The sequence below is a fragment of the Microvirga sp. CF3016 genome (assembly GCF_036314085.1).
In the GTDB taxonomy this organism is placed as follows: domain Bacteria; phylum Pseudomonadota; class Alphaproteobacteria; order Rhizobiales; family Beijerinckiaceae; genus Microvirga.
In genome coordinates, this window is record NZ_JAYGGM010000004.1 from 295,742 (window position 1) to 317,847 (window position 22,106).

Below are 22,106 nucleotides of genomic sequence, written 5' to 3' on the forward strand. Positions count from 1 at the left end.
CGTGACGAGTGAGCGTCAGGCCCGATCAGTGATCGTGCTTGTGACCGTGGTGGTGACCGCAGCCGCAGCCGGGGCCATGCTCATGGTGATGGGCATGATCGTGGTGATGGTCGTGATCGTGCTCGTGCTCATGCGCATGATCGTGCCCATGGTCATGATGATCATGACTGTGCGCATGGGCGTGGCTATGGCTCTCGGCGTGGCTATGGCCGTGGCCATGATGGTGATGGCCATGATCGTGATCGCAGACATGGGCGCTGCGCTCCGGCCGGAAAGGTCGCTCCACCGGGGTCGCCGTGCAGCCCTGCCCGCGCACGAGTTCCGCCACGGCCGGATTGTTCTCCACGTAGAGAGCATCCGCCGTGACCTCGACCAGGCCATGGCTGCTGCCGAGATGCCAGGCGAGGCGCGTGAGGCGCAGGGGGTTCTCGGCCTTCACCTCCAAGAGCGGCTCCGCCGCCGCCCTGACCTGGACGAGGCGACCGTCCTCGAGCCGCAGGGCGTCGCCGTCGTTGACCGTCGTCTCCATGTCGAGATCGAGCAGGATCTCGGTCCCGCGCTCTCCCTTGAGCATCCCCTGGCGGCGGTTGCGGGCCTCGTGGTCGAGGGTGATCGTGTCGACGACGCGGTCGGCCTTCACGGCGGGCTTGCGGACGATGGTGGTGACGCGGGGCATGGGCTTGTCTCGGTGAATGTCGGTGAGGCTCAGATAGGAAGCGTGGCTGGATATTAATAGGCGATCTTGTCGTCCTTGTCCGCCCATGCGTCGAATACCGCCTTCGCCTCCAGGCTCGGCAGATGGTCCATGGGGAGGATGCGCTCGGCGATGGGCTTGGGGATCTCGTCGTAGATCAGGCTGTCGTCGAAGCCGATATCGGCGGCATCCTGCCGGGTGTTCGCGAACACGATCCGGCTCACCCTGGCCCAATAGGCCGAGGCGAGGCACATGGGGCACGGCTCGCAGCTCGTATAGAGCGTGGCGCCCTCGAGCGAGTAGTCGCCGATCGCCTCGCAGGCGCGGCGGATCGCCGTGACCTCCGCATGGGCCGTCGGGTCGTTGGCGGAGGTCACCTGGTTCCAGCCTTCGGCCAGAACCTGCCCGTCGCGCACGATCACGGCGCCGAACGGACCTCCGGCTCCCCGATCCATATGCTCGCGGGACAATTCGATGGCGCGCGCCAGATGGCGCTGGTCGTCCGTCTTCATGGTGCTCATGGAGGCTTATGTATCGTTTGAGGCGGCGGGAGGCGAGAGGTTTCGCGCAAACCCTCCCCCTTCGCGAACCTGCAGCAGCTGCGCCGTCACGGAGGCGGCGATGACCGCCGGATCCTTGTCGGCGATGCCCGCAAGCCCGATCGGGCAGACGAGCGAACGGATCTTCTCCTCCGGCAGGCCCAGCTCCCGGAACCGTTTCTCGAAGCGGGCGCGCTTCGTGGCGCTGCCGATCAGCCCCACATAGGGGAAGTCCCGCTTCAGGGCAGCCGCCGTGATCGCCATGTCGAGGGGGTGGTCGTGGGTCATGACGAGGACGAGGGATTGAGGATCAGCCTCGGCAACCTCGGCCTCGGGATCCTGCAGGCGCACCGCCTGGGCGTTCGCCGGAAGGTGAGCAGGAAAGGCGTCGTCGCGATCGTCGAGCCAGCGGACGGCAAAAGGCAGAGGCGCGAGCGACAGGACGAGGGCACGGCCCACATGACCGGAACCGAAAATGAGAACGGGCGTGCGGACCTCGCCATGGGTCTCGCGCCAGCCGGTCCAATGGTCGTCGCCAACAGCGGACGAGAATTCCCGCGTCACGCGCCCCTCCTCCATCCGGCACTCGACCTCGAACGGCCCGCCGGATCCCTCGGCCTTCACGAGGGGCGCAAGATCCTCCAGATCCCGTTTGTCGAAGGTTTCGATCAGGATCTTCACCCGCCCGCCGCAGCACTGGCCGAGATCGGGCCCGAGGGCCTGGTCGACGATCCTCGCCGCCCCACGGCCGGCCGCCAGCATCTCGCGGGCGATGTCGAGCATGCGGAATTCGAGCTGCCCGCCGCCGATGGTGCCGTGGAACGCGCCGTCGGGCCGCACGACCATATGGGCACCGGTCTCCCGTGGCGCGGAGCCTTTCACGTCATGCACGGTGATCAGGGCGGCCGATCCGTGCCGCATCACGAAATCAGTGAGCTGGCGCCAGACCCTCACCCCATCGGCCTCCCCCGGAGCGCTTCGCAGGCGCGCAGGATCGCCTCGGGCGTGGCGGGTGCGTTGAGCGGGACGGGTTGCGAGGGATCAAGCGCATGGATGGCGTCGGCCAGCGCGCAGAACACGCTGTTCGCCAGCATGATCGGCGGCTCGCCCACGGCCTTGGAGCGGTAGATCGTCTCCTCGCGATTCTCGTTGGGATAGAGCGCTACGTTGAAGTCGGCCGGCACGTCGGAGGCGACCGGGATCTTGTAGGTGGACGGCGCGTGGGTGAGCAGATGCCCTTCCCGGCTGAAGACCAGCTCCTCTGTGGTGAGCCAGCCCATGCCCTGCACGAAGCCGCCCTCGATCTGGCCGATATCGATGGCCGGATTGAGAGAGCGCCCGACGTCGTGGAGGATGTCCGCGCGCAACAGGCGGTTCTCCCCGGTGAGCGTGTCGACGATCACTTCCGAGCAGGCAGCCCCATAGGCGAAGTAGAAGAAGGGCCGTCCCGTGCCCTTCTCGCGGTTCCAGGTGATCTTCGGCGTCTTGTAATGCCCGGCTTCCGAGAGCTGCACGCGGGCCGCGATGCACTTCTTCGCCAGCTCGTCGAAGGACAGGCTCTGGTTGCCGACGAACACGCGGTCGTCGCGGAAATCGATCTGCTCCTCGGGAACGCCGTAGGCCTCCGACGCATAGGCCGTCATCCGCTTCTTGATCGCCCCTGCCGCGATGCGCGCCGCCATGCCGTTGAGATCGGACCCGGAGGAGGCCGCCGTCGGCGAGGTGTTCGGCACCTTCGCGGTGGTCGTCGCGGTGATGCGCACCCGCTCCATGGCGATGCCGAATTCCTCGGCCACCACCTGGGCCACCTTGATGTAGAGCCCCTGCCCCATCTCGGTGCCGCCGTGGTTCAGATGCACCGAGCCGTCCTGGTACACATGCACCAGGGCGCCGGCTTGGTTCATGTGGGTGAGCGTGAAGCTGATGCCGAATTTCACGGGCGTCAGCGCCAGCCCGCGCTTCATGATCGGCGAGGAGGCGTTGAAGGCCGCGATCTCCTCGCGGCGCACGCGGTAGTTCGCGGTCTGCTCGAGGGTGCGCACGAGGTTGAGGAGCGTATCCGTTTCCTCCACCTCCATGCCGTAGGGCGTAAGGTTTTCACCGGGCCGGTAGAAATTGGCGTAGCGCACGTCGAGCGGATCGCGATCCGTCGCCCAGGCGATCCGGTCCATCACATGCTCGATGGCGAGCATGCCCTGCGGGCCGCCGAAGCCGCGGAAGGCGGTGTTCGAGACCGTGTTGGTCTTCAGCCGTTTCGACGCGATGCGGACGGCGGGCATCCAATAGGCGTTGTCCGCATGGAACATGGCCCGATCGACGACGCCGCTGGACAGATCCGCCGAGTAGCCGCATCGGGCCAGCAGATCGACCGCATAGCCCTGGATACGACCCTCCTCGTCGAAGCCCACGGTCCAATCACAGCGGAAATCATGGCGCTTGCCGGTGAGGATGAAATCGTCGTCGCGATCGAGACGCAGCTTGCACGGCCGCCCCGTCACGCGGGCCGCGAGGGCCGCGGTGACGGCCCATTGCGTGGCCTGGCTTTCCTTGCCGCCGAAGCCGCCGCCCATGCGGCGCGTTTCGCAGGTCACATAGGCATCGGGAACGTCGAGCACGCGGGCGACCACGTGCTGCACCTCGGTCGGGTGCTGGGTCGAGGAATAGACATGGATGTCGCCGTCCTCGCCAGGAATCGCCAGAGCGATCTGCCCTTCGAGATAGAAATGCTCCTGCCCGCCGACGCGGAACTGGCCCTCCAGTTTCTTCGGCGCCCGGGCAATCGCCGCAGCGGGATCGCCGCGGCCATAGGCATAATCCGGCAGCACGGTCTCGCCGCGTTCCAGCGCGTCCTCGACGGTGATGCTGGGCGCCTCGGCGTCGATCTCCATCACGGCTTTCTTGACGGCACGGCGCGCCACGTCGCGGTTCGTCGCCACGACGGCGAACAGGGCCTGGCCCAGAAAGCTGATGTCCTCGTCGGCGAAGAGCGGATCGTCGCCGAAAGCGGGCGACACGTCGTTCTTGCCCGGAATGTCGGCGGCGGTGAGAACCGCCACGACGCCGGGCACGGACCGCAAGGCGGAGACGTCGAGGGAGATCAACCGGCCGCGGGCTTTCGGCGATTGTCCGATAGCGACATGCAAAGTGCCCTCGGGTTCGCGGATGTCGTCGATATATTGCGCGACGCCCTGTACGTGCTTGATGCCAGAATCGTGCGGGAGCGGCCGGCGGACATGGCGGAGCAACTCGACCTGCTCTCCTCCCCCTTGTGGGGAGGAGGTGGAGGTGAGGGTGTGAGCGTCTCTGTTGGACAGACCGGCGCTCACACCCCCCTCCTTGCCCTCCCTCACATGGGGGGAGGGAAATGGCGTGCGCATGTTTGGACGCTCGTTCATGGCGCTACTCCGCCGCCTGGAGCGCTTCGCGCCGGCCCGCGATGCGCGTCGCCCTCGTCTCGCCCGACGCCGTTTCGCTCAACGCCTTGAAGACGAGATTGCGGGCGACCGTCGAGCGGTACGCCGATGACGCCCGGTGATCGTCGAGGGGCTGATAATCGCGCGCGATGGCCGCCATGGCCTCGCCCCAGGACGCGGGCTCGTCCAGCGACACACCGACGAGCGCCCGCTCCGTTTCGAGGGCCCGCTTCGGCGTGCCGGCCATGCCGCCGAAAGCGATGCGGGCCGCGGCGATGCGCCGTCCATCGAGGGTGAACTTGAAGGCGCCGAGCGCCGAGGAGATGTCCTCGTCGAACCGCTTCGAGATCTTGTAGGCGCGAAAGGCCTCATCGCCTTTGAGCTTCGGCACGCTCACCCGGCGCACGAACTCGCCCGGCATCCGGTCCTGGCGGCGATAGGCGATGAAGAAGTTTTCGAGCGGCAGGTTGCGGACGGCATCGCCGTGGCGCAGCTCCAGTTCGGCGCCGAGCGCAATGAAGACCGGCGCGAGATCGCCGATGGGCGAACCGTTGGCGATGCTGCCGCCGACGGTTCCCGAGGCGCGCACCTGCACGGATCCGAAGCGGCGCATGATCTCGCCGAGATCGGGATCGATCCGCGCCAGCGACGGATGGATCTCCGCATGAGTCACGGTCGCGCCGATGCCGAGGGCATCGGAGGATTCCTCGATCGCATCGAGGCCGGCCACGCGCCCGAGCCAAATGATCTTCTCGATCTCCATCATGGCCTTGGTGATCCAGAGCCCGACATCCGTGCACCCGGCAACCAGCGTCGCATCCGGGTGCTGCGCATAGAGCGCCGCCAGGGATGCTTCGCTCGCCGGTGCGGCGAAGAAGCGGCTCTCGTTTCCGACGAAGACGTCGCGTCCATCGGCAAGGCGCATGAGACCCTGCGTGGTTCGTTCTCCGTTGGCGGAGAAACTGTCGTCGGCTTGGCCGCTGCAGGCTTCAAGAGCCGCATCCACGATCGGACGGTAGCCGGTGCAGCGGCAGAGATTGCCGGCCAGCGCATCGTTGACGTTGTCGCGGCTCAAGGGCCGCTCACCCTCGTGATAGAGCGTGAAGAGGCTCATCACGATCCCGGGGGTGCAGAAGCCGCATTGCGAGCCGTGATGCGCCACCATGGCGGACTGGACCGGGTGCAACTCGCCGCTTGCGGCCAGATCCTCGACCGTGACGAGTTCCGCGCCGTCGACTTGGCCGAGCAGCAGGATGCAGGCATTGATGGGCTCGTAATGGACACGCCCGCCCCTGATCCGCCCCAAGGCCACGGTGCAGGCGCCGCAATCGCCCTCCGCGCACCCCTCCTTGGTGCCGACGCGACGTTCCTGAAGCCTCAAGTAGTCCAGAAGCGTGGTGCGCGGGTGAAAACCTGAAACCTCGACTGCCTGTCCGTTCCGCCAGAAGCGGATTGTGTCTCGTACCACGATAATCCTCCGCCGGTTGCACCCGGCTTTGTTATGGTGAGCCGGGTAGAATGACGGAGCAAGGCCTTTTCGCCAAGGGGACGCGCGACCTGTTTTCTCGGAGGCTGGGCAGGGACACGGGTTGGGTGATCCCCTCCTGGTCATGGCCGGGCTTGTGCCGGTCATCCCGATGCGGAAAAGCGCGCCGCCTCAATCGAGCGGGATCACCGGCACAAGGCCGGTGATGACGTGAAAGTGGATGTTCGGACGGACACGCGGAACGAGATCTCGGACAATTAGGAGCCTGCTCCTGGTGGAGCGGACGTGTCCTCCCGCTCGCGTCGTCCGTCTTACCATGTCCCGGTATTGGGCATGGACGCCCAAGGCTCCTGCAAGGGCTTGGGCTCGCCGCGCTGGAGCAGCTCGATCGAGATGTTGTCGGGGGACTTGATGAAAGCCATGTAGCCGTCGCGGGGCGGACGGTTGATGGTCACGCCCGCCTCCATCAGCTTGCGGCAGGTCTCGTAGATATCGTCGACCCGATAGGCGAGATGGCCGAAGTTGCGGCCTCCGGCATATTCGTGCTCGTCCCAGTTGTAGGTGAGCTCCAGCAGCGGAGCCTTCGTGTCCCTGGACTTCTCCACATCGCCGGGAGCTGCCAGAAAGACGAGGGTGTAGCGACCCTTCTCGTTGTCCGTCCGGCGCACCTCGACCAGCCCGAACTTGTTGCAATAGAAATCGAGAGCTTCGTCGAGGTTCGAGACGCGAACCATCGTATGCAGATATTCCATGTTCAGTTTCCCTATGGCCGGGGATAGGTCATGGCGTATTTGCCCGGGAGATCAAGAGGTACCTTTTTCTTGCGCGGAAAATGCCTTGGATTTGCTCAAGATCAGGTGACCTTCTATGAATGCTGCCCCAAGCAGACTGGCGGTCCCTCCCCAAGGCCCTAGCTTCCATGCAACTCAGTTTCGAATGAGTCGTCGATGCGCACCGACACAAACCAGACCGTTCGCCTTGAGGATTACCGGCCCAGCGACTTTCTGATCGACCGCGTCGAGCTCGACGTCAAGCTTCGTCCCACCGAAACCCGGGTTATCGCCAACCTGGTCGTGAGGCCCAATCCGGAGGGACGCCCGGACGCTCCGCTTGTCCTCGATGGCGACGAACTGAACCTGAAGGCGCTGGCGCTCAACGGCCGCGCCCTGACCGCCGAGGAATTCGAAGCCACGCCGCAATCCCTCACGATCGCGCAGGCGCCCCGCCAGCCCTTCACGCTCACCATCGAGACCGAGATCAACCCGACAGCCAACACCAAGCTCATGGGTCTTTACCGGTCGAGCGGCAATTACTGCACGCAGTGCGAGGCCGAGGGCTTCAGGCGCATCACCTATTTCCTCGACCGGCCCGACGTCATGGCCGTCTACACCACCCGGATCGAAGCGGATCGCGACGATGTTCCGGTTCTCCTGGGCAACGGCAACCCGGTCGACAGCGGTGCCATCGAAGGCACCGACAGACATTATGCCGTCTGGCACGACCCGCACCCGAAGCCGTCCTATCTGTTCGCCCTGGTGGGCGGACGCCTCGGCCGGGTGTCGAAGACCTTCACGACCATGAGCGGACGCGAGGTGGAACTGGCCATCTACGTGGAGCCCGGCAAGGAAGACCGGGCGGGTTATGCCCTCGACGCGCTCGAACGTTCCATGCGCTGGGACGAGCGGGTTTTCGGCCGCGAATACGACCTCGACGTGTTCAACATCGTCGCCGTGTCCGACTTCAACATGGGCGCGATGGAGAACAAGGGCCTCAACATCTTCAACGACAAATACGTTCTGGCTTCACCCGAGACCGCAACGGATATGGACTACGCTCATATCGAGGCGATCATCGCGCACGAGTATTTCCACAACTGGACCGGCAACCGCGTGACCTGCCGCGACTGGTTCCAGCTCTGCCTGAAGGAAGGCCTGACGGTCTTTCGCGATCAGGAATTCTCGTCCGACGAGCGGTCTCGCCCCGTGCATCGCATTGCCGAGGTCAAGACCTTGAGGGCGCGGCAGTTCCTGGAGGATTCGAGCCCCCTCGCCCATCCGGTGCGCCCGACCCAATACCGGGAAATCAACAACTTCTACACGGCCACCGTCTATGAGAAAGGCGCTGAGATCGTCCGCATGCTCAAGACGATCATCGGCGACGACGATTTCCGGCGTGGCATGGATCTCTATTTCGAGCGTTGCGACGGCACGGCCGCCACGGTGGAGGACTTCCTGGGCGCCTTCGCGGATGTGGCGGGCCGGGATCTGTCCCACTTCGCCCGCTGGTACGAGCAATCGGGCACGCCGCGGGTCAAGGCGAAGGGGCATTACGACCCGGACGCAGGGACCTACCGTCTCGATTTCACTCAGAGCACTCCTCCGACCCCCGGTCAGCCGAAGAAGGACGCCCTTGCGATCCCGGTAGCGCTCGGCCTGGTGAACCATGACGGCGCGCCGACGACGGCCGCCGGCGAGCGCGTGGATTCCCGAGGGGTGTTCCTGTTCGACCAGCCGGAGGACAGCATCACCTTCACGGGCGTGACCTCCCTGCCCGTCCCGTCCCTCTTCCGGGGATTCTCCGCCCCGGTGAAGCTGTCGCTCGACCTGCCGAACGCGGAGCTGCTGGTTCTCCTGCGGCACGACACGGATGCCTTCAACCGCTGGCAGGCCGCGCAAACCGTCGCCATGCGCCTGCTCACCTCCCTGTCGAAGGGCCTCCCCGTCGACGACGAGGAGATCGATGCCCTGTCCGGGGCGCTCTGCTCCTTCATGGACAGGGATGCTCTCGCCGATCCGGCCTTCGCGGCGCTTGTCGTCACCCTTCCGAGCGAAGCGGATGTGGCGCAGGAGATCGGGCAGGATGTGGACCCTGACGCGATCCATCGCGCACGCACGCAGATGCGGCACCGGATCGGTCAGAGCTGCGCCGCGCATCTGCACCGCTTCTACAACGTCCTGACCGAGTCCGGTCCCTACAGTCCGGATGCGGCCAGCGCCGGGCGGCGGTCCCTGCGCAACGCATCCCTCGACCTTCTCGCCGCATCCGATCCGAGCACCGGCGAAGCGCTCGCCGTACGCCAACTCGAATCCGCGAGCAACATGACCGATCGCCTCGCGTCGCTGAGCGTTCTGACGACCCTGCCCGGCACGGTGCGCGAGGAAGCCATTGCCCGGTTCGGCGACAGGTATCGCAACGAGCCCCTCGTGCTCGACAAGTGGTTCACCCTGCAGGCAGCGATCCCGGAGGACGGCACGCTGGAGCGCGTCAAAGGCCTGATGCAGCATCCGGCCTTCTCCATCGCCAATCCCAATCGTGTCCGCTCGCTCATCGGCAGCTTCGCCATGCTGAACCAGGTTCAGTTCAATCGCGCCGACGGGGCGGGCTACCACTTCCTGGCTTCCATCGTTCTGCGCGTGGACGAGCTGAACCCGCAGCTCGCAGCCCGTCTTCTGACCGCTTTCAGCACGTGGCGGATGATGGAAAGCACCCGCCGATCGCACGCGGAACAGGCCCTGCAATCGATCGCGCAAAAGCCCAATCTTTCCCGCGATGTAGGCGATATCGCGAGCCGTTCCCTCGAAGACGGGCAGTCGAAATAAGACATTACGTATAAACACTTAGCGGGTTGTCCTAGATTTCCCCAAGGGAATGCGGAGTGGGAAGTTTTTTATTAACCTTCGGGTTCTACTAACTAGACAAATCACCCGCTCAAGATTCTATTGTTAGTGATTCGGAGAGATGCGGCACGTCCTCCGAAACAGGACGTAAACGGTTCCGGAGGAAGCATCGCATGGCGGGGGCGGTGACCGCATGCGTACCCGCACGCGCGGGTACGATTCTAGGGGTGACGCGATCAGACGCGAACCCGGCATATCGGCGGCTCGAGCAATATGAGCCTCTGCTGAGGCTGGCAGTCCCCGCCCTTCTGATCCTGTTTCTCGTCACGCTTGCAGGCAGCGCCTGGATCCAGATCCGCGACGGCCGCAAGGACACGCTTTTCGACGCCATCAACGACATCGATATCATCGCCTCGCTCTCCGCCGCGAAGCTCGGCACCGCCCGTGCGCCCGCCGACCGCGCGCAGGCGGTCGCTCAGCTCGAGCGCCTGGCGAAGGACATGCCGCCGAGCGCCCTGACGCAGAACCGGTCGCTCATGCTCGTCGATCAGGCCGGCGCGATCCTGGCGGTCTATCCGCCGATGGAAGAAGCTCCGGTCAAGCTGACGGATATCCTGGGCGAAGCGCAGCCCCTGATGCTGTTTGCGGATCGCGCCGGCGTCATGACGATCAAGCTTCCCGGCGGGACCGAGGGCATGGCGACGGTGCGCGCGCTGCACGCCTCCTCCGGCCAGATCGCGCTCGTGCAGCCGATGCCGCACATTCTGTCCGGCTGGTGGACGCGCACCATCGGCCACGTCTCGCTGCTCGGCGCCACGATCATGGTTCTGCTCGGCATCGGCGTGGCCTATGTGATGCAGGCGAACCGCGCCCGTGCGGCGGACGAGGTCTGCGAGAAGGTGCGCGACAGGATCGACTCGGCGCTCAACCGCGGGCGTTGCGGATTGTGGGACTGGGATATCGGCCGCGGCCGCATCTACTGGTCCGACTCCATGTACGAGCTCCTGGGCTACGAGCGCCAGGACGAGTTCCTCTCCTTCGGGGAAGTGAACGCCATGATCCATCCCGAGGATCAGGACCTCTTCACGCTCGCCGAGCAGCTCGCCTCCGCCAGCACCTCGCTGGTCGATTACGAGTTCCGCATCCGCAGCATCTCGGGCGACTGGGTGTGGCTGCGCGCCCGCGCCGAGCTGATGAACGATCCGGACGACGCGGCCAGCCATCTCGTCGGCATCGCGGTCGACGTGACCGAGCAGCGCGGGCTGGAAGAAAAGACCGCCAAGGCCGACGCCCGTCTGCACGACGCCATCGAGGCGATCTCCGAAGCCTTCGTGCTGTGGGATGCCAACAACAACCTCGTGCTCTGCAATTCGAAGTTCCAGAAGCTGCACGAGCTGCCGGCCGACGCCAATCTCCAGGGCAAGTCCTATGCCGAGGTGATGGCGCTCGGCCGTCCGCCCGAGGTGCAGCACCAGTTCCTGCGCCGCGAGCAGCAGGATGTGGGCGCGCGCACCTTCGAGGCGCGCCTGCAGGACGGTCGCTGGCTGCAGATCAACGAGCGGCGCACCAAGGACGGCGGCTACGTGTCGGTCGGCACGGACATCACCGCGCTCAAGCGTCACGAGCACCGTCTCGTCGAGTCCGAGAAGGAGCTCATCGCCACCGTTCTCGATCTGAAGCAGTCGCGCCAGAAGCTCGAGGCGCAGACGCATCAGCTCGCGGACCTCGCCGAACGCTATCTCGACCAGAAGGCGCAGGCGGAGAGCGCCAACCGGGCGAAATCGGAATTCCTGGCCAACATGAGCCACGAGCTGCGCACGCCGCTCAACGCCATCATCGGCTTTGCGGAAGTGATGCAGAGCGGCATCTTCGGCTCGCTCGGTTCCGACAAGTACGAGGAATACTGCTCCGACATCCGCTCGAGCGGCGAATACCTCCTGTCGGTGATCAACGACATCCTCGACATGTCGCGCATCGAGGCCGGCCGGACGACGCTCACCAAGCAGCCGATCGAGGTCCATGCCTCGATCCAGCGTGCCCTCAAGCTCGTGGGCGAGCAGACCAAGGCCAAGAACCTTGCCGTCACGGTCGACGTGAACCCCGAGGACATCATCGTGCCGGCGGACGAGCGCGCGCTGCACCAGATCCTCGTCAACCTGCTCCAGAACGCCACGAAGTTCACCAGCGACGGCGGCTGCATCACGGTGCGCACCCGTCAGGCGGGCAATGCGGTCAATATCTACGTGGAAGACAACGGCATCGGCATTCCCGATCACGCCCTGCACAAGCTCGGCCAGCCCTTCGAGCAGGTCGAGACCGAGTTCTCCAAGAGCTACAAGGGCTCGGGTCTCGGCCTCGCCATCGCCCGCTCCCTAGCGGAACTCCACGGCGGCAGCCTGCGGATCAGGAGCCAGGAAGGCGTCGGTACCATCGTGCTGGTCCACCTGCCGCTGACCGAGGCCACCAACGCGGATATCGCCCTCGCGGACGCTGCCGCTTAAGCAACGGCTGCCTCCGCGATCGGCGACAAGGCGACAGCCTCATTTCAACACGTCATCGTAGATCTCCCGCACCCGCCGATACATGTCGGCGAGGTGCGACAGCAGCACCGTCGCATTCGGCAATCCTGCCACCGTGGCCAGTCGCTTCAGGATGGGTTTGGGCACCGCCTCCGCATCGAAGCGCCCTTCGATCGTCAGCCTCTGCCATTGAAAGATGTCGTTGAAGAGCTTGTGCGCCTCAATGAGACTGCGTCCAACTTCCTTGTCCAGCAGGCCCTCGCTGTGTGCCGTCGCGAAGATTTCCTCGGTCGCGAGTCCGACCAGTGACGGATGCATATGCGCATGGGCAAGCACCAGCCCTTGGGCGATGAAGTCGAGATCGGTGAGGCCGCCTCGGGCCAGCTTCAGGTCCCAGGGGTCGCCCTCGCCCTTCTCCTGCGCGATCAGCTCGCGCATGGTCCTGACGTCCTTGAACACTGTTTTCGGATCGCGCTCGACCGTGAGGATGTTCTTGAGGGATTTCGACACCTCAGCCCCAAACCCGTCATCGCCGGCCAGGACGCGGGCACGGGTGAGCGCCATATGCTCCCAGAGATCGGCTTCGGTAGCCTGATAGGTCACGAAGCCCTTGAACTGCGAAGCGACGGGACCTTTGCCGCCCTGCGGACGCAGGCGCAGGTCGACCTCGTAGAGCAGACCGCGCCGCGTTGGCACGGAGAGCGCGGAGACCAGGCGCTGCGTGAGCCGCGTGTAATAGACGACAGCATCGAGGCTGCGTGCGCCCGTGCTCTCCCGGCTGTTCTCGTCGAAGTCGTAGATCACCACGAGATCCAGATCGGAGCCGGCCGTCAGCTCGCGGCTGCCCAATCGCCCGAGGCCGAGGACCGCGATGCGCGAGCCCGGCACGGTGCCGTGCTCGGCCTCGAAAGCGTGGCGTACCTCATCGAAGGACGCCCGGATGACAGCCCGCGCGATGGCCGCGTAGGCCTCGCCGGTCTGTGCGGGGGAAAGCACACCGGAGAGAAGCCGGGCGCCGGTGACGAAGCGCATCTGGCGCGCCGCATCGCGCACGCGGTCCAGGAAGTCCTCGAAATCGCGCGGCGGGCCGATCAGCTGCCTGACCTGGCCTTCGACGGACTCGTCGTCGATGACGGGCGTGCCGAAAGCAGGATCGATGAGCGCATCGAGCACATGGGGCGATTGCGCCACCGTATCAGCGAGACGAGGCGCCGTGCCGAGAAGGTCGGCGAAGAGAAGCCGCAGGCGATCATGCGATTGCAGGATGGTGAGCAGTTCGACGGCGGCCGGCATGCGGCCGAAGGCGCGGTCGAGGGCAGCAAGCGCGCCATCGGGCTCGGCGGTGCCGCCGAGGGCGGAGAGAAGCGCCGGCGTGAGTTCCGTGAGGACCTCGCGGGCGCGGGCGCTCTGGATCGCGGGGCGACGCCCGAAATGCCAGCCGCGGACCGTTTCGGCCACGCGCTCGGGCTCGCGAAAGCCGAGGCGCTGGAGCGTGGCGAGGGTCTCCGGATCGTCGCCCGTGCCGGTGAAGACGAGGCTGCCCGCATCGGAGGCGAGCTCGGGCCCCTCCTCGAAGAGCAGCGCGTAGTGGCTCTGCACGATCTTCGCCTGATCGGTGAGGGCTTTGGAGAAGGCCTTCAGGTTGGGATAGCCGCAGAACTTGGCAAAGCGCTTGAGCTGCTCCTCGTCGGACGGCAGGCGCTGGGTCTGCTCGTCCGCCACCATCTGCAGCCGGTGCTCGATGGTGCGCAGGAAGCGATAGGCGTCGGAGAGTTCGTCGCGCGCCTTGGCGGTGATCCAGCCCTCGTCGTGGAGGGTCTTGAGCATGTCGAGGGTCCGCCGCCCGCGCAGGGCCGGCCGGCGCCCGCCGAACACGAGCTGCTGCGTCTGCACGAAGAACTCGATCTCGCGGATGCCGCCGCGTCCGAGCTTGATGTCGTGGCCTGCGACCGCAATCTCGTCATGGCCCCGTACCGCATGGATCTGCCGCTTCATGGCGTGCACGTCGGCAATGGACGCGAAATCGAAATACTTGCGCCAGATGAAGGGGCGAAGCTCCTTCAGGAAGGTCTCGCCGAGCGTCAGGTCGCCCGCCACGGGCCTCGCCTTGATGAAGGCGGCGCGCTCCCAGTTCTGCCCGACGGTCTCATAGTAGACGTAAGCGGATGACAGCGACATGGCGGTCGGCGTCGAGCCCGGATCGGGGCGCAGACGATAGTCGACGCGGTGCACGTAACCGTCGGCGGTGCGCTCCTGCAGGAGCTTGGCGAGCTGCTGGGCGATGCGCGTATAGACCGTCGCCGCCTCGGATGCGTCCTTCAAGGCGCTCGTTTCCGGATCGAAGAAGATGACGAGGTCGATGTCGCTCGAATAATTGAGCTCGCCCGCCCCGTGCTTGCCGAGCGCCAGCACGGTGAAGCCGGAGCCTTCTCCAGGGGAATCGGGGTTCTTGAGCTGGACGCGACCGAGGTCGGCCGCCTCCGTCAGAACCAGGTTCACGCCCCCGGCCACGGAGGCATCCGCGAAGTCGGAAAGAGCCTGGATGACCTCCTCCGTGGTCCAGATCCCGCCGATATCGGCAAGGGCCACGAGAAGCGCATGGGCGTTGCGGTTCCGCCGGAACGCGCGCACGGCATCGTTGCGCGTCAAAGCGCCGGAACGCAGCTCGCGAAACAGACCGGACTGGCTCTGGATGATGGCGCGATGAGCTTCTTCCGGAGGCTCCGAGGCGAGTCTTGCCATCCGGGCCGGATCACTGACGACGAGCTGCCAGAGGAACGGGGAGTGATCGGCGAGCGCCAGCAGAAGATCGCGGAACAAGCCGCTGTCGAGAGCACCCGAGAGCGCGTCGGCTCCGGGCTCCTCACGGACACGCCTGACGAAGTCCGTCAGCTGCGCCTTCGCGCGTTTCGTATCCGCAACCAGCGGGGCTTTCGTCAGGCGGTCGAGAAGTGAATTCGTGTGATCCGGCACGGCCAATCCATCGGGTGTCTGCGGGCGCCTTGAGTGTTCACGCCGGTGGGCCGGAGGCAACCGGAAAATTCGGCCGTAGTTTCACGCCGCCGATTGCAGCGGAGGCTGGGGCAGTTCGACCGCTTTCAAGGGCAGGGCCAGGATCACCCGCAATCCGGGCTGGTTGTCCTCCAGGAGCAGGGTTCCGCCATGGAGCCGGGCCACGGCCGCGGCCAGGCTGAGGCCTAGGCCGAAGCCGGGGCGCGAACGGGCGGTCTCGAGGCGGACGAACCGCTCCAGCACGCGACCACGCTCGGATTCCGGGATGCCGGGGCCGCGATCGGCCACCACGATCCGCACCTCGCCGTCGCGGCGATGGGCCGACACGCTGATCGTCGCGGCCGCTGCAGCGGCCGAGGAGCCGTATTTCAGGGCGTTGTCGAGGAGGTTCGCCATGGCCTGCCCCAAAAGCTCGCGGCTGCCATGGATCGGCAGGTCGTCCTCCACGGAGACCTCGAGCGACACGCCGGCCTCGTCGGCAAGCGCGTCGTAGAGCTCCGCCACGTCGCGCACCGCTTCGGCGGCATCGAAATCCGCCAGCCCCTCGCGGGCGTTGCCGGCTTCCAGACGCGCGATCATGAGCAGCGCGTTGAAGATGCGGATGAGGTTGTCGCTTTCTTCGATGGTGGCCTCGAGAGCGGATTTCAGCTCGTCGGGGGTGCTCGCGGTGCGCAGGGCCTCGTCGGCCTTGTTGCGCAGGCGCGTGAGGGGCGTCTTCAGGTCGTGGGCGATGTTGTCCGAGACCTCCTGCATGCCGCGCATCAGCTCGCCGATGCGGTCAAGCATGTCGTTGAGGTTCTGCGCCAGGCGATCGAGCTCGTCGCCGGTCCCGGCGATCTTCAGCCGCCCGCCCAGGTCGCCCGTCATGATATGGCGCGTGATCTCGGTCATGTCGTCGACGCGCTTCAGGACGCGCCGCGTGATGAACCAGCCGCCGACGCAGCCGAGCACGACGATGAAGAGCAGCGAATAGCCGAAGGCGCGGTATATGACCTCCTGGAGGCGCCGACGCTCCTCGATGTCGCGCCCGACGAGGAGCCGGAACCCGCCGGGCAGGAGATAGACGCGCACGATGGCCATGTCGGGCCGCGCCTCGGTCTCGTCGGTGCGGTTGTAGAGGGTTTCGAACTGGCCCGTGCGGCCGATCACGCCCGTCGGCAGGGCGCCCACGTTGCCGGCGACCCGCTCCCCCGCCTCCGTGGTGACGAGATAGAGCATGGCGCCCGGCGCGCGCGAGCGACGCTCGACGATGTTCACGAGCCGGCGCAGGCCGCCGAACCGGTACTGGTCCGACAGGCTGTTGATTTCGCTCTCGATGGTCGACACGAACTGGTCGGTGAGCAGCCGCTGGGCGTTCCAGGCCACATAGCCCAAGCCCACGAAGGCGAAGATGGTGAAGATGAGGAGATACGCGAAGGACAGCTTGAACGCCGTCGTCCGGACGAGCTTGCCGAGGGCGCTCATGGAGGCGTTCATCGCTGCACGCTCATTCCTCGTCGCCCTCCTGGCCGACGCGCACCATGTAGCCGGCTCCGCGGATGGTGTGGATCAGGGGCTTGTCGAAGCCCTTGTCGATCTTGGCGCGAAGCCGCGAGACGTGAACGTCGATCACGTTGGTCTGGGGGTCGAAGTGGTAGTCCCACACATGCTCGAGCAGCATGGTGCGGGTGACCACCTGATTGGCGTTCTTCATCAGGTATTCGAGCAGACGGAACTCCCGCGGCTGCAGCATGATCTCCTGGCCGGAGCGCGTCACCCGATGGGACAGGCGATCGAGTTCGAGATCTGCAATGCGATAGACCGTGGGCTCCGCATTCGGTGCTGAGCTGCGGCGGCGCGAGAGCACCTCGACGCGGGCGAGCAACTCGGAGAAGGCGTAGGGTTTGGGCAGATAATCGTCGCCGCCGGCCCGCAGGCCCTTCACGCGGTCGTCGACCTGGCCCAGGGCGGAGAGGATGAGAACCGGCGTCTCGACCCGCTGCTCGCGCAGGGAACGGATCAGCGACAGGCCGTCGAGCTTGGGCAGCATGCGGTCGACCACGAGCACGTCGTAATCCCCCTCCTCGGCCATGGCATAGCCGTCGAGCCCGTCGGACGCGTGGTCCGCCACGTGTCCCGCTTCGCGAAACGCCTTGACCAGGTAGGAGGCCGCCTCTTTGTCGTCCTCGATGATGAGAATCCGCATAGGCCTACTTGCAACGCGATGAGATGCCCGACGGCAGGCCGGCCTTGGAGGGGAAGAGGCCAGCCTGCCGTGGGCAGAAGACACCAGGCATCGGGGGCAATCAACTATAAAGCCCGGTGTCCCTTACTCTTGATGTGGATCAGACGCCCTTGGGCTGGCTCGCGACCTCGAGGGTCACGGTGCGCTCCTTGCCCTCGCGCCACAGGGTGAGCGAGACGCTCTTGCCCGGCGCGACATTGGCCACCTTGCGCGACAGATCCTTGGCCTCGTTGATCGGCTGCCCGTCGACGGCGATGATCGTGTCGCCTGTCCGGACGCCGGCCTTGGCCGCAGGGCCGTCCTTGATGGCCTCGGCCACGAGGGCACCCTTGGGCTCCTTCAGGCCGATGGCCTCGGCGATTTCCTTGGTCACCGGCTGCATCTGCACGCCGATGAAGCCGCGGGTCACGGAGCCCTTGTCCTTCAGGGAGGCTACGACGGTCTCGACGGTGCTCGCCGGGATGGCAAACGCAATACCCACATTGCCGCCCGACGGCGAGAAGATCGCCGTGTTCACGCCCACGACCTCGCCGGAGAGGTTGAAGGTCGGGCCACCCGAGTTGCCCTTGTTCACCGAGGCGTCGATCTGGATGAAGTCGTCGTAGGGACCGGCGCCGATGTCGCGGTGCTGGGCCGACACGATGCCGGCCGTCACCGTGCCGCCGAGGCCGAACGGGTTGCCGATGGCGACGACCCAGTCGCCGATCCGGGCCTTCTGGCCGGCCAGGCGGACATAGGGAAAGTCGTTGCCCTCGACCTTCAGCAGGGCGAGGTCCGTCTTCGGATCGGTGCCGATGACCTTGGCATCGAGGGTCTTGCCGTCGTCCATGGTGATCTGCACCTCGGAGGCGTTGTCGACCACGTGGTTGTTGGTCACCACATAGCCGTCGGCCGAGATGAAGAAGCCCGAGCCCAGCGACTGGCCGAACTGGCGGGGACGCTCGCGGCGCGGTCCGCGGTCGCCGCGCTCACCGGGCATCTGGTCACGGAACTGGCGGAAGAAGCGCTCCATCGGATGGCCCGGGGGCAGATCGGGCGTCGAGAACTGCTGGCCGTCGTTGTCGTCGTCCCGGTCGGCGACGTTCTGCACCTTGACCTTCACGGCCACGACGGCGGGCTTCACCCGGTCGATGACGTCCGCGAAGGACGGGGCGCCCTGCACCGGCTGGGCCATGGAGCGCAGTTCGGCATGGGCAGGGCTGGGAGCAACCAGACCGCTCTCGACGGCGCCGCCCGCGATGATCGCGGCCACGGCCGCTGCGCCGAGCCATTTGGCGGTGCGCTTGCGGGCAGGAGTGGAAACCTTGTCCAACATGTCTTGTCTCTCCTCGAAGAACGCTCGTTGGTTCGTCATGAGAGCAAGATGGGGGCTGGCGCGTTACGGTACCCTCACCCCGAGATGAAATCTTGGTAAGGTTTCGGGGAAAGCCTTTTCGCGTCATGGCCGGCCTCGTGCCGGCCATCCCGATCGGAGAGACTCGGCGCTTCAATTGATCGGGATCACCGGCACAAGGCCGGTGATGACGAAGAAAGTGAATGTCCGGCCGGATTTCTCAGGAACCTCACTTGCTCCTGCGCGACGAGGCTCTGATCTTCTTGCCTCTGAGCTTCGTCACCTTGCCGGCCCTAACCCAAGCCGTCTTCGGCTTATATCGGTTCGCATGCCCCTCAATGCGGCGCGGCTTCCCCCGGGTCGACGCCACGACGCGCGGCCCATCGTCCATCGCGTCGTCGAGCACCCTTTTCGGTGGAAGCGGAGCGCTGCTGCGGGCCACGACCGTGCGGCTGATGCACTGCGTCACGTAGGCCGCGCGCCGCTCCACAATGCGGCGGTAATCCTCAACCTCGATCTTTCTCTTCGGTGCGATGCGGCTCCTGGCCTCCAGGCGACAGGTCTCGCGCTTGGCGACGAGATCCTCGCTCGCTCGAACCGCGGAAGGGAGTGCAAGAAGGATCAGACACAATCCATGGGCCGCAAGCTTCACGACCTTACCTTTCGCGGGAAATATCGGGAGATGTGAGAGCCCGATATCAGCCGGTCGTAAGCTTGGCACCGCGACACAATGGCAGGATCAACAGAAAGGATCGAAACTGCTTAACGGGACGAGTTCCATCGCGCTCCTGCTGCGGGCATTCAAGCGTTCTGATCGCGCTTGAGCAGTTCCTCGAGCGCCTTCTGCTCCTCCGCATCGAGCGCCACGGCGGGCCGTGGACGACGTCTCATCGCCATGTATGCGCCGATGCCACCGAGGACGAGAACGAGAGCGGGCGTGAGCCATAGCAGCAAGGTATGTGTGCCGAAGGTGGGTTTCAGCAGCACGAACTCGCCGTAACGCTGCACGAGGAAGGATTCCACCTCCCGGTTCGTATCGCCGGCCACGAGCCGCTCACGCACCAGGAGACGCAGATCCTTGGCGAGCTGCGCGTCGGAATCGTCGATGGACTGGTTCTGGCACACGAGGCAGCGCAGGCCTGCCGAGATCTCGCGCGCGCGCTTCTCCAGGGCAGGATCCTTCAGCACCTCGTCCGGCTGCACGGCCGATGCCGGACCGCCGAGCACGAGAGCCGCCACGAGAGCGAGAACGAAGCGCATAGCCTACTCCGCCGGGACGGCAGCGGGTGGTGCTGCCTTCGCACGGGCCGGCGCGCCGATGCGCAGCCGGCGGTCGGTGAGCGACAGGGCGCCGCCTGCCGCCATCACGAGGGAGCCGATCCAGATCAGGAGGACCAGCGGCTTGTGATAGAGCCGCATGCCGATGGACCCGTCCGCCTGCACCTCACCGATGCTGGCATAGACTTGGCCGAGGCCCGTCGTCAGGATGCCCGCTTCCGTCGTCGGCATGCCGCGGGTCACGTAGAGCCGCTTCATGGTCTCGAGCGTGCCGATTTCGCGCCCGTCGTCGAAGACCGTCAGGACGGCGACATCCTCCCGGTAATTGGCCTCGATGCGCGGGATGACGCGCTCGAGCCGCACCTCGTAATCGCCCGCCTTGAGACGCTCGCCGATCCTCAGGCTGCCGATGGTCTCGACGCCCCAGGCGGTCGCCGCGATGCCGATCACGGTGAGGCCCACGCCCGCATGGGCGATGGCCGTGCCCCAGGCCGAGCGCGGCAGGCCGCGCGCTTTCCGCCAGGCTGCGGAGAGCGGCGTGCCCTTGGTCCAGGAGCGGGTGACGATCTCGTTGAGGGAGCCGAGAACCAGATACACGCCGAGCCCGATGCCGAGAGGCGCGGCCACCGGCCCGCCGTATCGGAACGCCAACATGGCGACGGTGGCGAGGAGCGAGATGCCGAAGATGGCATAGAGGCGCTGGGCCGTGCCGAGGAGGTTGCCGCGCTTCCACGCAAGCGTCTGGCCGAGCGGCACAAGCAGCAGCAGCGGGACGATCAGCGGCAGGAAGGTGAAGTTGAAGAACGGCGCTCCGACGGAGATCTTCTCGCCCGTCAGCACCTCGAGCGCGAGCGGATAGAGCGTGCCGATGAACACGGTGGCGCAGGCGGTGGCGAGGAAGAGGTTGTTCAGAACGAGCGCGCCTTCGCGGGAAACGGGCGCGAACAGGCCGCCCTGCTTGAGCATCGGAGCGCGCCAGGCGAAGAGCGCCAGCGATCCTCCGATGAACAGGATCAGGATCCCGAGAATGAAGGTGCCGCGCTCCGGATCGACCGCGAAGGAATGCACCGAGGTGAGCACGCCGGAGCGGACCAGGAAGGTGCCGAGCAGCGACAGGGAGAAGGTCAGGACGGCGAGCAGGATCGTCCAGACTTTGAGTGCGTCTCGCTTTTCCATCACGACGGTGGAATGCACGAGCGCCGTGCCCGCAAGCCACGGCATGAGCGAGGCGTTCTCCACCGGATCCCAGAACCACCAGCCGCCCCAGCCGAGCTCGTAATAGGCCCAGTATGAACCCATGGCGATGCCGAGCGTCAGGAACGCCCAGGCGCCGAGCGTCCAGGGGCGCACGATCCTGGCCCAGACCGCATCGATGCGCCCGTCGATGAGGGCCGCACAGGCAAAGGCGAAGGAGATCGAGAAGCCCACATAACCGATGTAGAGAAGCGGCGGATGGATCGCGAGGCCGGGATCCTGCAGCAGCGGATTGAGATCCTGCCCCTCCGGGGCTGCCGGAATCACGCGGCTGAAGGGGTTCGACGTGGTGAGGATGAAGAGCAGGAACGCGATGGTGATCAGGGCCTGGACCGCAAGCGTGTTGGCCTGCAGCCGCATCGGGATGGTGTTCCGCGCAAGCGCCACCACGCCTCCGAACAGGGCGAGAATCAGCACCCAGAGCAGCATGGAGCCTTCGTGGTTCCCCCACACGCCGGAGATCTTGTAGATCAGCGGCTTTGCCGAATGGGAGTTCTGCACGACGTTGAGCACCGAGAAGTCCGAGTTCACGTAAGCGGCGGTCAGTGCAAGGAACGAGAACGCGATGCAGGCGAGCACCGCGAGCGCGCTCGTCGGCGCCACGGCCATCAGCACGGGATCGTTGGCGCGCGCGCCCCAGAGCGGAACGATGAACTGGATCAGGGACAACCCAAGCGCCAGCGCGAGTGCGAAATGTCCGGCCTCGACCAACACGAGGGATCTCCCTTGCTACTGCG

15 protein-coding genes are annotated in these 22,106 nt (G+C 65.8%); 2 read left to right on the forward strand and 13 right to left on the reverse strand.

The genetic code is table 11. The features are described 5' to 3' along the window. Positions 1-25: 25 nt before the first annotated feature. From VB672_RS07935 to VB672_RS07960, 6 genes are all read right to left on the reverse strand, one after another. On the reverse strand, positions 26-676 hold the full coding sequence (locus VB672_RS07935; RefSeq protein ID WP_329783635.1) for an urease accessory protein UreE: 651 nt from the start codon (positions 674-676) through the stop codon (positions 26-28). A gap of 53 nt (positions 677-729) precedes the next feature. Continuing rightward, the gene (locus tag VB672_RS07940) at positions 730-1,215 is read right to left on the reverse strand and encodes a nucleoside deaminase (RefSeq protein ID WP_329783636.1); all 486 of its coding nucleotides are present in this window, start codon (positions 1,213-1,215) and stop codon (positions 730-732) included. 6 nt (positions 1,216-1,221) lie between these two features. Then, the gene (xdhC, locus tag VB672_RS07945; protein WP_329783637.1) at positions 1,222-2,187 is read right to left on the reverse strand and encodes a xanthine dehydrogenase accessory protein XdhC; all 966 of its coding nucleotides are present in this window, start codon (positions 2,185-2,187) and stop codon (positions 1,222-1,224) included. After that, entirely contained in the window at positions 2,184-4,628 is a 2,445-nt protein-coding gene (gene xdhB / locus VB672_RS07950; RefSeq protein WP_329783638.1) for a xanthine dehydrogenase molybdopterin binding subunit, read from the reverse strand. Before xdhB ends, xdhC begins: the two co-directional genes overlap by 4 nt. Before the next feature lie 4 nt (positions 4,629-4,632). After that, positions 4,633-6,114: a xanthine dehydrogenase small subunit gene (gene xdhA, locus VB672_RS07955; RefSeq protein WP_329783639.1), complete on the reverse strand. Its 1,482-nt coding sequence runs from the start codon at positions 6,112-6,114 to the stop codon at positions 4,633-4,635. Positions 6,115-6,443: 329 nt separating this feature from the next. Next, entirely contained in the window at positions 6,444-6,884 is a 441-nt protein-coding gene (locus tag VB672_RS07960; RefSeq protein WP_329783640.1) for a VOC family protein, read from the reverse strand. A gap of 195 nt (positions 6,885-7,079) precedes the next feature. Between VB672_RS07960 and pepN the strand changes: the two genes are divergently transcribed. Next, positions 7,080-9,731, forward strand: coding sequence for an aminopeptidase N (gene pepN, locus VB672_RS07965; protein ID WP_329783641.1), 2,652 nt, complete (start codon positions 7,080-7,082; stop codon positions 9,729-9,731). Between the two features lie 245 nt (positions 9,732-9,976). Beyond that, positions 9,977-12,250, forward strand: coding sequence for a PAS domain-containing sensor histidine kinase (locus VB672_RS07970; RefSeq protein WP_329783642.1), 2,274 nt, complete (start codon positions 9,977-9,979; stop codon positions 12,248-12,250). 39 nt (positions 12,251-12,289) lie between these two features. Here the strand turns inward: VB672_RS07970 and VB672_RS07975 are convergent, their stop codons facing one another. The 7 genes from VB672_RS07975 to VB672_RS08005 form a co-directional block, all read right to left on the reverse strand. After that, complete coding sequence (locus VB672_RS07975) at positions 12,290-15,241, reverse strand: bifunctional [glutamine synthetase] adenylyltransferase/[glutamine synthetase]-adenylyl-L-tyrosine phosphorylase (protein ID WP_329783643.1); 2,952 nt, start codon at positions 15,239-15,241, stop codon at positions 12,290-12,292. A gap of 81 nt (positions 15,242-15,322) precedes the next feature. Further along, positions 15,323-16,756 carry a HAMP domain-containing sensor histidine kinase gene (locus tag VB672_RS07980; RefSeq protein WP_329783644.1) on the reverse strand — a complete coding sequence of 478 codons (1,434 nt, stop codon included), beginning with the start codon at positions 16,754-16,756 and terminating at the stop codon, positions 15,323-15,325. 10 nt (positions 16,757-16,766) lie between these two features. After that, positions 16,767-17,465 carry a response regulator transcription factor gene (locus VB672_RS07985; RefSeq protein ID WP_329783645.1) on the reverse strand — a complete coding sequence of 233 codons (699 nt, stop codon included), beginning with the start codon at positions 17,463-17,465 and terminating at the stop codon, positions 16,767-16,769. Positions 17,466-17,604: 139 nt separating this feature from the next. Then, positions 17,605-18,819 carry a S1C family serine protease gene (locus VB672_RS07990; RefSeq protein WP_442931945.1) on the reverse strand — a complete coding sequence of 405 codons (1,215 nt, stop codon included), beginning with the start codon at positions 18,817-18,819 and terminating at the stop codon, positions 17,605-17,607. Positions 18,820-19,066: 247 nt separating this feature from the next. Then, positions 19,067-19,489 (reverse strand): hypothetical protein, encoded by a 423-nt coding sequence (locus VB672_RS07995; RefSeq protein WP_329783646.1) that lies wholly within the window; start codon positions 19,487-19,489, stop codon positions 19,067-19,069. A 149-nt stretch (positions 19,490-19,638) separates the two neighbouring features. Then, on the reverse strand, positions 19,639-20,097 hold the full coding sequence (locus VB672_RS08000) for a cytochrome c-type biogenesis protein (protein ID WP_329783647.1): 459 nt from the start codon (positions 20,095-20,097) through the stop codon (positions 19,639-19,641). A gap of 3 nt (positions 20,098-20,100) precedes the next feature. Then, entirely contained in the window at positions 20,101-22,083 is a 1,983-nt protein-coding gene (locus tag VB672_RS08005; protein ID WP_329783648.1) for a heme lyase CcmF/NrfE family subunit, read from the reverse strand. Positions 22,084-22,106: the final 23 nt, after the last annotated feature.